General features: G+C 71.1%; 13 protein-coding genes. 8 read left to right on the top strand and 5 right to left on the bottom strand.

Annotated elements, in window-relative coordinates; genetic code table 11:
• On the bottom strand, positions 1-672 hold a 672-nt coding region (locus ACPCK6_RS15725; RefSeq protein ID WP_423481465.1), incomplete at its 3' end, for a GtrA family protein.
• A 63-nt stretch (positions 673-735) separates the two neighbouring features.
• Positions 736-1,272: a GtrA family protein gene (locus tag ACPCK6_RS15720; RefSeq protein ID WP_318336273.1), complete on the bottom strand. Its 537-nt coding sequence runs from the start codon at positions 1,270-1,272 to the stop codon at positions 736-738.
• A gap of 491 nt (positions 1,273-1,763) precedes the next feature.
• Here ACPCK6_RS15720 and ACPCK6_RS15715 point away from each other — a divergent pair, with 491 nt between their 5' ends.
• The 4 genes from ACPCK6_RS15715 to ACPCK6_RS15700 all read left to right on the top strand — a co-directional run bounded on the left by ACPCK6_RS15715 (position 1,764) and on the right by ACPCK6_RS15700 (position 6,551).
• Positions 1,764-3,605, top strand: a complete 1,842-nt coding sequence (locus tag ACPCK6_RS15715) for a phosphoenolpyruvate carboxykinase (GTP) (RefSeq protein WP_396879934.1) — start codon at positions 1,764-1,766, stop codon at positions 3,603-3,605.
• A 40-nt stretch (positions 3,606-3,645) separates the two neighbouring features.
• Positions 3,646-4,497, top strand: a complete 852-nt coding sequence (locus ACPCK6_RS15710; protein ID WP_423481464.1) for a hypothetical protein — start codon at positions 3,646-3,648, stop codon at positions 4,495-4,497.
• Positions 4,498-4,588: 91 nt separating this feature from the next.
• On the top strand, positions 4,589-5,749 hold the full coding sequence (locus tag ACPCK6_RS15705; protein WP_423481463.1) for a geranylgeranyl reductase family protein: 1,161 nt from the start codon (positions 4,589-4,591) through the stop codon (positions 5,747-5,749).
• Between the two features lie 31 nt (positions 5,750-5,780).
• The gene (locus tag ACPCK6_RS15700) at positions 5,781-6,551 is read left to right on the top strand and encodes an isoprenyl transferase (RefSeq protein ID WP_423481462.1); all 771 of its coding nucleotides are present in this window, start codon (positions 5,781-5,783) and stop codon (positions 6,549-6,551) included.
• A 40-nt stretch (positions 6,552-6,591) separates the two neighbouring features.
• Here ACPCK6_RS15700 and otsB read toward each other — a convergent pair whose 3' ends face one another.
• From otsB to ACPCK6_RS15685, 3 genes are all read right to left on the bottom strand, one after another.
• Positions 6,592-7,416 carry a trehalose-phosphatase gene (otsB, locus tag ACPCK6_RS15695; RefSeq protein WP_396879937.1) on the bottom strand — a complete coding sequence of 275 codons (825 nt, stop codon included), beginning with the start codon at positions 7,414-7,416 and terminating at the stop codon, positions 6,592-6,594.
• A 69-nt stretch (positions 7,417-7,485) separates the two neighbouring features.
• Positions 7,486-7,839 carry a hypothetical protein gene (locus tag ACPCK6_RS15690; RefSeq protein WP_013284062.1) on the bottom strand — a complete coding sequence of 118 codons (354 nt, stop codon included), beginning with the start codon at positions 7,837-7,839 and terminating at the stop codon, positions 7,486-7,488.
• A 163-nt stretch (positions 7,840-8,002) separates the two neighbouring features.
• On the bottom strand, positions 8,003-8,443 hold the full coding sequence (locus tag ACPCK6_RS15685; RefSeq protein ID WP_013474018.1) for an XRE family transcriptional regulator: 441 nt from the start codon (positions 8,441-8,443) through the stop codon (positions 8,003-8,005).
• Positions 8,444-8,707: 264 nt separating this feature from the next.
• Between ACPCK6_RS15685 and ACPCK6_RS15680 the strand changes: the two genes are divergently transcribed.
• The 4 genes from ACPCK6_RS15680 (at position 8,708) to ACPCK6_RS15665 (ending at position 12,108) form a co-directional block, all read left to right on the top strand.
• Positions 8,708-9,049: a hypothetical protein gene (locus ACPCK6_RS15680; RefSeq protein WP_013284064.1), complete on the top strand. Its 342-nt coding sequence runs from the start codon at positions 8,708-8,710 to the stop codon at positions 9,047-9,049.
• The gene (locus ACPCK6_RS15675; RefSeq protein ID WP_135243334.1) at positions 9,046-9,471 is read left to right on the top strand and encodes a hypothetical protein; all 426 of its coding nucleotides are present in this window, start codon (positions 9,046-9,048) and stop codon (positions 9,469-9,471) included. The genes ACPCK6_RS15680 and ACPCK6_RS15675 overlap by 4 nt, the downstream gene beginning before the upstream one ends.
• A gap of 317 nt (positions 9,472-9,788) precedes the next feature.
• On the top strand, positions 9,789-11,192 hold the full coding sequence (phoH2, locus tag ACPCK6_RS15670) for an RNA 5'-3' helicase PhoH2 (protein ID WP_396879939.1): 1,404 nt from the start codon (positions 9,789-9,791) through the stop codon (positions 11,190-11,192).
• A gap of 232 nt (positions 11,193-11,424) precedes the next feature.
• Positions 11,425-12,108, top strand: a complete 684-nt coding sequence (locus ACPCK6_RS15665) for an aggregation-promoting factor C-terminal-like domain-containing protein (protein ID WP_396879940.1) — start codon at positions 11,425-11,427, stop codon at positions 12,106-12,108.
• Positions 12,109-12,176 lie beyond the last annotated feature (68 nt).

Genomic DNA, 12,176 nt, shown 5'->3' with positions numbered 1-12,176 from the left:
GAGTTCCGCGGCGAGTTCGGCGTCCAGGTCGGCGCCGAGCGCCCCACCGAGCCCGGCGTCCGCCGGTGCGGGGCGACCACGCGGTGGCGGGAAGTCGGGTGCCCGGCCGGTGCCCGGAGGCGGTTCCTCCTCCTCCAGCTCGCTGACCGACTCGGCCAGCTCGGCCACCGGGTCCATCTCGGCGACGTTGTCCCACTCGTCACGCGGCACCGAGTGCCAGGTCTCCTCGGCGTGCTTGGGGACGGGCTGGAAGACGAACGTCCGGTAGGACCAGAAGCGGAACAGCGTGGCCAGCAGGACACCGATGGTCTTGGCGACGTTCAGCGCGAGCAGGCCGTGGACGCCGAGGCCGTACTTGGCCAGGGCCAGGACGCCGAGCTCGATGAGCAGACCCGCACCGTTGAAGAGGAAGAACAGGACGTATTCGCGCCGGAGTGCCGATTTCGGTCGATCACGGTACGTCCAGTGACGATTCATCAGATACGACGTGATCGTGGCGACAATCGTCGCGATCACTGTCGCCTTCAGCTGACCGTCACGGAAAACCGTGAGTGCCAGCGCATTGAACACCGCGTAATTGATGACGGTGTTGATGCCGCCGACGATGCCGAATTTGAGCGCCTCGTGGATGAACTTCTGCCAGCGCTCGGGCAGCAGACGGACTCCAGGCATGCGGAACACCTTAGGCAGTTTGGCTGGGCCGGCTGGGCCCGGCGGGTCGGGATGGGCGGTTCGTCACGCCCCGGACTCTCGGTCGTGGCTCGTTGCCGGAACGGGAGGTGTTCCCGCCTCGACGAAGACGAACCGTCGGTACGACCAGAACCGGAAGAGCGTTCCCAGGCCGGTGCCGACGATGAAGCTGGCGAGGTTGTCGGCCAGGGGGGTCTGGAACACCGCGGGCCAGATCGCGCCGAGCCCGTAGTGGCTGATCGCCAGGCAGGCCACCGCGATGCCGAGGCCGACCGCGTTGAAGAAGAAGAACAGGGCGTACTCGCGGGCCGGGTTCGACCGCTGCCGGTGCCGCCACGTCCAGAACCGGTTGCCGACGAAGGCGACTGTCGCGGCGATCACCGTGGAGATGGTCTTCGCGGCCAGCGGCGGCATGTCCCGGCCGCTGGACAGGTAGTTGAAGAGGATGAAGTCCACGACGAAGGCGAGCCCGCCGACGGTGGCGAACTTGCTCAGCTCGTGGATGAGGTGACCGAAACGGTCGAGCAGTGCTCCGATCGGACCCCGGCGGGTCTGCGGAGCCCCCGGTTGGTCTCCGGTCATCGTCGCGGCCACCCGCCGAGAGTACCGGTTGCGCGGTAACCGGGCGGACTCCAACGGCGAGTCGGCCACGACGGCTTCGCCGCGGCCGTCGCCCGCGGGCCGCCCGGGTCGGAGAGGCGTCGCCCGTTCTCGATGTCCGTGAGCAGAGCGTAACGCGCTGTGCGAATCTGTGGAGCGCATCACGGAATCGTCTTTCGCGACATGTTCGTACGCTTCCCCGCGATCGGACGTCGGAGTCACTCCGGTGCCGGACCCGGCCGTCGAAGGTTCACCGCAGGATTTGCGTGAAACTGCGCGCGAAAGCGGGTATCAGATCGTGATGCCGCAGCGTGGCCGTACCTTGTGCAGTTCTTCACAACCAGTCCCACTGACTGACGAGGCAGTCCGGTTTACGCTGAGCCCAATCCCAGGTTTCCACGAGGCGGCGTACCAGCCCGCCGGAACTCGTGCACCCCATAGATCGGTCAGCGTCGACCACAAGGAGAAGTGACATGGTTGCTCCGGCTGCTGTTCGGGGTATCGATCAGGCCCCGACGTCCCACCCCAAGCTGCTGGCCTGGGTACGTGAGGTCGCGGAACTGACCACCCCCGACCGCGTGGTCTGGGTGGACGGGTCTGATGAGGAGTGGCGCCGCCTCACCGACGAACTCGTCGAGAACGGCACCCTGATCCGACTGAATCCCGAGAAGAAGCCCAACTCGTTCTACGCGCGTACCGACCCCACGGACGTCGCCCGGGTGGAGGAGCGCACCTTCATCTGCTCCGCCGACGAGGCGGACGCCGGCCCCACCAACAACTGGATGGCGCCGGCCGAGATGAAGCGGACGATGACGGAGCTGTACCGCGGCAGCATGCGCGGGCGCACCATGTACGTCATCCCGTTCTGCATGGGCCCGGTCGAGGCCGAGAACCCCATGTTCGGCGTGGAGATCACCGACAGCCCGTACGTCGTCGCCTCGATGCGGATCATGACCCGGATGGGGTCGTCGGTCCTGGAGGCGATGGGCGACGACGCGGACTTCGTGCACGCGCTGCACTCCATCGGCGCCCCGCTCGCGCCGGGCGAGCAGGACGTGGCGTGGCCGTGCAACGAGACCAAGTACATCTCGCACTTCCCGGAGACCCGGGAGATCTGGTCCTACGGCTCCGGCTACGGCGGCAACTCGCTGCTGGGCAAGAAGTGCTACTCGCTGCGTATCGCCAGCGTGATGGGGCGCGACGAGGGCTGGCTGGCCGAGCACATGCTGATCCTCAAGATCACCTCGCCGGAGGGCAAGGTCTACCACATCGCCGGCGCCTTCCCGTCGGCCTGCGGCAAGACCAACCTCGCCATGCTGGAGCCGACCATCCCGGGCTGGAAGGTCGAGACCATCGGCGACGACATCGCCTGGATGCGGTTCGGCGCGGACGGCCGCCTCTACGCGGTCAACCCCGAGTACGGCCTGTTCGGCGTCGCGCCCGGCACCGACTGGAAGACCAACGCCAACGCCATGCGGACGCTGGACCGGGGCAACTCCATCTTCACCAACGTGGCGCTCACCGACGACGGCGACATCTGGTGGGAGGGCATGGGTGAGCCGCCGGCGCACCTGATCGACTGGAAGGGCAACGACTGGACGCCGGAGAGCGAGAACCTCTCCTCGCACGCGAACAGCCGTTTCTGCACGCCGATCACGCAGTGCCCGATCCTGGCGGACGACTACTACGACCCGAACGGCGTGCCGATCGACGCGATCCTGTTCGGTGGCCGCCGCCGGGACACCATCCCGCTGGTCACCGAGGCCCGCGACTGGGTGCACGGCGTCTACATGGGCGCCACGCTCTCCTCGGAGACGACCGCCGCCGCCTCCGGCGCGGTCGGCGTGGTCCGCCGCGACCCGATGGCGATGCTGCCGTTCATCGGCTACCACGCCGGCGACTACTTCCGGCACTGGATCGAGATGGGCAAGGGCGCAGACGGCGACGAGGCCAAGCTGCCCAAGATCTACTACGTGAACTGGTTCCGCAAGGACGCCGAGGGCAACTTCCTCTGGCCGGGCTTCGGCGAGAACTCCCGCGTGCTCAAGTGGGTCATCGAGCGGCTGGAGGGCCGGGCCGAGGCGGTGGAGACGCCGATCGGCATGGTGCCGGCGCAGGACGCGCTCGACGTCGAGGGTCTGGACATGACCCCGGAGGACGTCCGGATCGCGCTGAAGGTCGACGCGGACGAGTGGCGTAAGGAACTGCCGCTGGTCACCGAGTGGTTCGAGAAGTTCGGGGACAAGCTCCCCGGCGTGCTCTGGGCCGAGCTGGACGCGCTGCGCGCCCGGCTGGACGCGGAGCCGCAGAAGTAACAGGTGTGCCTGTTGCCCGCGCCGGGCAACATCGGATGCCATGAGGACGGCCGCTGAACCTGTCGAGGTCCGGCGGCCGTCCGCCGTCCGGGCGCTCACCACGTTGCTCGCCGTGACCGCGGCGGCCACCGTCGTGGTCGAGCTGCTCAATTACTGGTACGCCCCGGAGCAGGAGTTCGGTCTGGCCGTACGCACCGGGTGGGCGATGCTCCGGTCGCTCGGCTTCCTGCTGCTGATCGGCCACGTGAACAAGGGCCGGGTGGGCGCCCGGCCGTTCGGGCTGATCCTGGCGGTGACCACGATCTTCGCGGTCGGGCGGCTGATCGTGCCCCGGCAAGGGGTGCCCGCGCTGCCCGGCCTGGTCGGGTTCGCCGTGCTCACCGCGCTCTGCGTCGCCGTCGTGGTGCTGCTCTACCGCTCCGAGGCGATCCGCGCACACCTGGTCCGGCACCGCAAGGGCCTGGTCGTCGAGGGCGGGACGATCGCCTGGCGGGAGGTGGCGCCGAAGCGCCCGCAGGCGAACGGCTGGCTGCTCACCGCCCGCGTCGCGGCGTTCACCTACAGCCCGCTGATGCTCGTGCCGGCGCTGGTGGCGACGGGTGCCGTACTGGACGGGCGGCTGGCCGCCGTACCGGCATTGATCTTCTGGTTCGGCGCCGGCATCGCGGTCAGCTACGCCGTGCTGTTCTGTACCGCGTTCCTGCTCCGGGACCGCCCGTGGGCGCGCAAGGCGCTGGTCGTGGTCACGCTCGGCGTCCTCGCGATCGACCTGCCCCTGTGCTGGTGGCTGCTCGGCACCGACGGCCTGATCCGCGACGGCGCCCCGCTGGTGACGGCAGCCGCCCTCACCTTCTACTCCCTGCACCGCGCCACCCGCACCCCACCCCGTTGACCATGAAGGTGGCGGCGATTTCGATCTCCGTTGATGCCGCCAACCTCATGATCGTCGCCCGGGGCGGGGTGCGGCGGGGCAGGATGAAGGGGTGTGGGACGTCGTGGTGGTGGGGGCGGGGCCAGCCGGGGCCGCCGCGGCGATCGGCGCGCGCCGTGCCGGGGCGGCGCGGGTGCTGCTGCTCGACCGGTCCGACTTCCCCCGCGACAAGGCGTGCGGGGACGGCATCGCCGCACACGCGCTCGACGTCCTCGCCGAGCTGGGCGTGACCGGGGCCGTCGACGGCTATCCGCCGCTGCCCGCGCTGCGCCTGGTCGCTCCCGGTGGCGGCACCGTCGCCCGGAGGCTGCCCCGGCCCGCGTACACGGTGCCCCGCGAGGTGTTCGACGCACGCCTGGTCGCGGCGGCGGTGGCGGCGGGCGCGGAACTGCGGCGGCACACCGTACGCCGGGTGGAGATCGCCGCCGGCCGGGTGCTGCTCGACGGCGAACTGTCCGCGCGGGCGGTGGTCGGCGCGGACGGCGCCGGCTCGGTGGTACGGCGCGCGCTCGGCCACCCGGTCAACCCGGACCGGCACCTGGCGCTCGCCATCCGGGGCTACGCGCCCACACCGGCCGGGCCGCCCGAACAGCTCATCGTGACCTCGGCGGCGCGCTGGCCCGCGTACGCCTGGGCCTTTCCGATCGGCGACGGTCGCGCGAACGTCGGGTACGGGGAGGTGTTGCGCGGCGAACCGCTCAGCCGCGCGCACCTGCTGGACCGGATGGCCGCGCTGCTCCCGGACGTCGACCCGGCCACGGTGACCGGGCTGCGGGCGCACCACCTGCCGCTGTCCACCCACCGGCCCGCGCCCGGCCGCGGACGGGTGGTGCTGGCCGGGGACGCGCTGTCGCTGATCAACCCGTTCACCGGCGAGGGCATCTTCTACGCGCTGCGCTCCGGGGCACTCGCCGGCGCGGCGGCGGCCGGCTCCCCGGCCGAGGCCGCCCGGGCGTACGCCGCCGCGCTGCGCGCCCGGCTCGGCACCCACCTGCGGCACAGCTCGATCGCGGCGTGGCTGGCGCGGCGGCGCCGGGTGGTCGACGCGGTGGTCGGCGCGGCCCGGCGGGACGAACGCGTCTACCGCACCGTCGTGGAGCTGGGCCTCGGCGACGGCCGGTTGGACGCGCGCACCCTGATGGCGATCGGGGCGGACCTGCCGCGACCGCGCCGGACCGGCGCACAGTCAGGTGATATGCCACCGAGACACTGATCTCTCCCGCGGGTCGCTACCCTGCAAGGTGATGACTCTGCGGAAACTCCTCTACTCCGTGTACGAGCGCCGGCTGACGGCGAAGCTCGCGGGCAAGCCCGTACCCGCACACGTCGGCGTGATGTGCGACGGCAACCGCAGATGGGCCCGGGAGATGGGCTTCGTCGACCCGAACGACGGCCACCGGATGGGCGCCGAGCGGATCAAGGAGCTGCTCCGCTGGTGCGACGCGGCGGGCGTCGGGCACGTCACACTCTGGCTGCTCTCCACCGACAACCTGTCCCGCCCGGCCGCCGAGCTGGACCCGCTGCTCCAGATCATCGAGGACCTCACCACCGAGTTGGCCGAGGAGGGCAACCCCTGGCGGCTGCGGATGGTCGGCGCGCTCGACGTGCTGCCGGCGCAGCACGCCGCCGCGCTCAAGGCCGCCGAGGAACGCACCCGCGACCGCGACGGCGGGGCTCAGGTCAACATCGCGGTCGGGTACGGCGGGCGGCGCGAGATCGCCGACGCGGTCCGCTCGCTGCTGGTGGAGCACGCGGCGAACGGCGGCACGATCGAGGAGCTGGCCACCTCGATCGACGTCGACCACATCTCCGAGCACCTCTACACGAAGGGGCTGCCGGACCCGGATCTCATCATCCGGACCAGTGGCGAGCAGCGGCTCTCCGGCTTCATGCTCTGGCAGAGCGCCCACTCGGAGTTCTACTTCTGCGAGCTGAACTGGCCCGACTTCCGCAAGGTCGACTTCCTGCGGGCCCTGCGCTCCTACGCCACCCGCCAGCGCCGCTTCGGCACCTGACCCGCCCCCACCCCGCCGTCCCCGCGGGCCGCGCGGGGGGTCAGCGGAGGTGGGGCAGGGCTGAGGTGAGGAAGTCGGCCAGGGCGGCGGGGGAGTCCAGGGTCAGGTCGGCGGCGTCGGCCACCTCTCGACCGGTCTCCGGGTTGGCGACGGCGACGCAGACACCGAGGAAGTCGGGATCGGCGGCGGCGCGGGCGCGCAGCGCGGCGAACGCCTTGATGTCGGAGACGTCGTCACCGAAATACCAGGCGCCACCGGCGTCCCGGACCGTCTCGCCGATCACCATGCCCTTGTCCCGGTCGACAGGGGGCTTCAGTTCCAGCACCATCCGGCCCGGCTGGGCGCGCAGTCCCAGCCGCTCGGCCTGGGCCCGGCCCCACTCCTGCACCAGGTCGCCGAGCTGCGGCGCGGTACGCCAGTGCAGCGCCACGGAAAGCCGCTTGTACTCGACGAGCGCGCCGGGCGGCAGTTCGGCGCGGGCCTGCTCGGCCAGCTCCGACATGGTCGGCACCCACGGCAGGGCGGCCGGCTCGGTGACCGTCTCGCCGCCGGAGTGACTGTGCTCCAGGCCGTAGAGCCCGTACAGGTCGATGCCGGCGAGGCCGCCGAGGTGGTCACGGAGGAAGTCCACCGGGCGGGCGGACACGATGGCGATCCGGCGGACGTGCGGGGCGAGCGCCTCCAGTGCGGTGAGCACGTTGGGCGCGGGCCGTACGGCCGTGGGATCGTCGTCGACGGGCGCGAGGGTGCCGTCGAAGTCGAAGAAGAGGACGACGTCACCCGCGCGGTCGGCGGTGGCACGCCAGGCGTGCTCCGCGTTCAACGGGGTCTTCGGCTGCTGGTTGCCCAGATTCAACGGCGGCACGCGCGTCAGCGTACCCCGCGCCGGGCGGCGTATTCGTGGCCGAGATGTGACGTCGGAACGACGTGGTGTTCAGCGTTCGGCGGCTCCTCGTCCCCGGCGACCGAACGGCACCACTGCTGCCTCCTGCCCGTGGCTGAGCAGGTAGCCCTCCACGAAGCCGGTGTTGCGGTCGCCGGTGTGCGCCTCGATCTCGTTGAGCCGCGCCACCAGGAACTCGGTGAGCGCGCTGACCCGGTCGTTTAGTCGATCGTGCAGCTCGGCGACGACGGCGAGGATCACCGCGGTGCCGGCTGTGGTGAGCGCGAAGAGGTTGACGACCAGGGGAAGCTGCCCGCCGTCCAGTACGCCGACCACCACGTTGCCGGTCACGCACGATGTCAGCGACACCACCGCGACCACGACTGCCAACCATTTCAGGGTCATGGACAGACCCCTCCTTCTGTCCCGCAGGGCTGGGTTCGGCTGTGTCCCGTCCCCCCGCCGATGACGAGCCCCTAGCAGTACAAACGTGGACGCTAGCGGGTCCGATCCGTCCCCGCGGCGAAACGATCGGGTCCGACCTTCCGTTCTTTCGCCATCTGAGGAACTACCCGGCCTGTTTACCCCTATTTCGGACACCGCCCGGCAGAGTCGGGCGATATGCGAGGTAACGAATGGTTTCTCGAATGTGGAACTTCTCCGCGTCGGAGACGTTCGGGTCGACCAGCCGGCGCAGCAGCGCCTCCACGTCCGGGTCCATCGGGGGCGGGGTCGGCGCGGTACGCGGCCCGGCGGCCCGGTCCCAGCCGAGCGCGGTGAACGCGGCGGCCGGATCGAGTCCCAGCCCCTCGCAGAAGGCGACGACGCGTTCCGCCTCCGGGTCGCTCGCCCAGTCCCCGCGTACCCATCGGTTGATGGTCTGGCGGGAGACGCCGGTGCGCCGGGAGACCTCGGTGCCGCTCCAGGCCCGCAGTGCGCGGGCGTCGTCGAGCGCGCGCCGGACGAAGGTGGCGAACGCGATCTTCCGTGCGTTGGTCGTCTCGGTCACCCCGTGACGGTACGGCCAGTCGGTCCCGGGAGGGCGGCTCGGCACGCTGCTGTCACGCCGACGTGACGCCGACAGCGGATTTCCGGTAAACGATCCAGTGCTGCTTCTGAGGGGTGTCACCCGGGCAGAATAGATCGACGCCAGTACGGCGGCAAAGGCCTGAAAAGCTGATACTGTCACGCTCATGAGACAACTTACGGTGTGTCACGTGCTTGAGACGACGAGTGCTCACATGCGTCACTCCGCGGGTGCCGAGGGGGTCTCGTGACCGAGCTCGCGACCCGTGCCCAGGCCTTCGGGCTGATCGCGGACGGAGTGTCCGCCGGGCTGAGCGCCCCCTGGCGTCTCTATCTCGCCCGCGGGTGCCGGTACCTCTCGCTCAGCGTCGGCGACCGGGGGGAGTGGGACGCCTGGCGGACCCACCTCGGCTGCCCCGAACTGAGCGTGCGGGTCTACGACTCCGGCGGCGAGATCCGCCGGGCGTCGGTGGCCGAGGTGATCCTCGACGGATGCCGGATCAGCGTCGAGCTGGTCGAGGAGGTCAGCACCGACGACCTGGAACGGCTGCTGGTGGTCGACCCGCTCCCCGGGGCGGACGAGCGATGACCCCCTTTCTCGCCGTGGTGCTCGTCCTCGTGCTCGGCTCCACCTGCTACGCGGCCGGCCGCCTGCACGGCCAGCTCAGCTACCGCATCGGCTACCGGTTCGGTTACCGCCAGGGCTACTTCGACGGCGACCGGGGCGCCTGGAACCGCCGCCGGCGCGACGCCCAGGCGGCCATCGCCTCCGCGTTGTCCGGTCCCAGCCCCACGGTGGTGACCTCGGCCGGGCGCTCGGCGGTGCCGTTCGCCGGCACCTCCGTACCCGCGGCGGTCGCCGCCCGGCCCGGCTCGGCTCCGGCCGTCCGCGTCACCGCCACCGGCCGGCTCGGCGCCGTCGGGCGGGTGGGCACCACGTACACCGGATCGTCGTTCGGCGCGGCCGGTGCCGGACCGCGGGCCGGGACGCTGGTGCGCCGCCAGGGCTGAGGCACGCGCCGCGTCGCGGCGCCGCAGTGGACGACCGGCCGGGGTGCGCGCAGGGGGCATGCATCCCGGCCGGTTCCGGTCCGCCGGTCACTCGAACGGGTGTACGTCCGGCGAAGACCGCGCGATGATCCACGCGCGCCTCTAGCCGCGCGGCCCCGGTGCGATTAGCGTCTAGGCATGGCACGGGGTTTTCCCGGGCCAGCCGGACAGCCCGGACCTGCGTCCTTGCGCACGGGGCCCGCATCCGACCCCGTGTCCTCCGGGCACCGGAAGAGGCGGAACTCGGGTGGCCGGGTGCCCATCCGCGGAGCAGGCCTGTGACCACTCGCCGTACCCCCGCCGGAGCCGAGCAGACCCCGGCCTCGACCGCCCCGACCCGCCGGACCACCCGTAGCCGCCGCGCCGCCGCCGAGGCCGAGGAGCCCCGACCAGCCGGCCCGGCCTTCGTCCTGGACACCTCGGTCCTGCTGTCCGATCCGGCGGCGTTCCACCGCTTCGCCGAGCACGAGGTGGTGCTGCCGCTGGTGGTGATCTCCGAGCTGGAGGGCAAGCGACACCACCCCGAGCTGGGCTGGTTCGCCCGCCAGTCGCTGCGCATGCTGGACGAGCTGCGGGTGCGGCACGGCCGGCTGGACCGCCCGGTGCCCGCCAACGATCAGGGCGGCACGCTGCGGGTGGAGCTGAACCACACCGACGACGGGGTGCTGCCGCCCGGTTTCCGCAACGAGTCGAACGACGCGCGCATCCTGTCGGTGGCGCTCAACCTGGCCGCCGAGGGGCGTGAGGTCACGCTCGTCAGCAAGGACATGCCGCTGCGGGTGAAGGCGGCCTCGGTGGGTCTGCGCGCCGACGAGTACCGGCACGGCCAGGCCAGCGATCCGACCTGGACCGGGATGGCCGAGCTGGACCTGGCCGAGGAGGAGATCGGCCGGCTGTACGCGGGCGAGGCGCTCGACGTCGACGCCGCGGCGGGCCTGCCGTGCCACACCGGCCTGGTGCTGCACTCGGGGCGGGGCTCGGCGCTGGGGCGGGTGCTGCCGGACAAGACGATCCGGCTGGTCCGGGGCGACCGGGAGGCGTTCGGCGTGCACGGGCGCTCGGCGGAGCAGCGGATCGCGCTCGACCTGCTGCTGGACGAGTCCATCGGCATCGTGTCGCTCGGCGGGCGGGCCGGCACCGGCAAGTCCGCGCTGGCGCTCTGCGCCGGCCTGGAGGCGGTGATGGAGCGTCGCCGGCACAAGAAGGTGATCGTGTTCCGTCCCCTGTACGCGGTCGGCGGCCAGGAACTCGGCTACCTGCCCGGGTCGGAGTCGGAGAAGATGTCGCCGTGGGCGCAGGCCGTCTTCGACACGCTCGGCTCGGTGGTGCACGAGAACGTGCTGGAGGAGGTCACCTCGCGCGGGCTGCTGGAGGTGCTGCCGCTGACCCACATCCGCGGTCGGAGCCTGCACGACGCGTTCGTCATCGTGGACGAGGCGCAGTCGCTGGAGCGGGGCGTCCTGCTCACCGTGCTGTCCCGGATCGGTCAGGGGTCGCGGGTGGTGCTCACCCACGACGTGGCCCAGCGGGACAATCTGCGGGTCGGCCGGCACGACGGGGTGACGGCGGTGATCGAGGCGCTGAAGGGGCATCCCCTCTTCGCGCACGTCACGCTCAGCCGATCGGAGCGTTCCCCGATCGCCGCTATGGTCACCGATCTGTTGGAGGACATCCCTGGCTGACCGCCGCTTTTGTCCCACTTTGTCCGCATTTTTAGGGTGACGCAGATCACTTTTGAGCCCGGCCATTTCCCACCGGCCTCACTGTGCGCAATGGTGTCCATCGAGCGTCACCTACCACTCGGGAGCCGGACACGGCCCGGAGTCACACCGGTACCGGTGCGCTCACGGCACCGGCGTGACCCGACCCGGCCATGCGCGTGCCGTGTCCCTGCCCCCGACGAAGGGAAACTTCGTGAGTCGGCTCTGGAGCCGGTTCGGCGCCCGTACGGCCGCTGTCGCGCTGCTCTCCGTGGGCGTCGCCGGCGGCTTCTATCTGGGTGAGGATCGACAGACCCAGCAGCAGGGCCTGACCGCGCAGGTCGGCCTCGAGGTCGACCAGGCGGAGTACGCGTACCAGCGCGACCGGCTGTCCGACCACCGCGTGGACTCGTCCCGGCAGCGTGCCGCCGAGTACCAGGCGAAGCTGCGTGCCGCCGCGGCGGCGAAGGAGGCCGCCGAGCGGGCCAGGAGGGCCGAGGCGGCCGCCGCCACCCGCAAGAAGGAGCGGGCCGCGGCGGAGGAGGAGACGAAGATCAAGCCGTACGACGGCCCGATCCCGTCCTCGTGCGCGGAGTACAGCGGCAACCGGAAGATCGGTTGCGCCGTCATGCTCGACAAGGGCTTCGGCATCGACCAGTTCCCCTGCCTGGACAAGCTCTGGACCAAGGAGAGCGGCTGGAACCCGAAGGCTTCCAACAGCTCCTCCGGGGCGTACGGGATCCCGCAGGCCGTGCCGGGCAGCAAGATGGCCTCGGTGGCCGACGACTGGAAGACCAACCCGGCGACCCAGATCACGTGGGGCCTCGGCTACATCAAGGGCCGGTACGACACCCCCTGCGGCGCCTGGCAGAAGTCGCAGAGTTCGGGCTGGTACTGACATCACGACGACGGCGGGACACGCGGGGAGACCCGGTGGCCCGCCGTCGTCGTATCGGCCCCCGACTG

It is taken from the genome of Micromonospora sp. AB353 (assembly GCF_049538395.1).
Lineage (GTDB): Bacteria > Actinomycetota > Actinomycetes > Mycobacteriales > Micromonosporaceae > Micromonospora > Micromonospora aurantiaca.
This window is presented reverse-complemented; position numbering and strand designations above follow the sequence as displayed.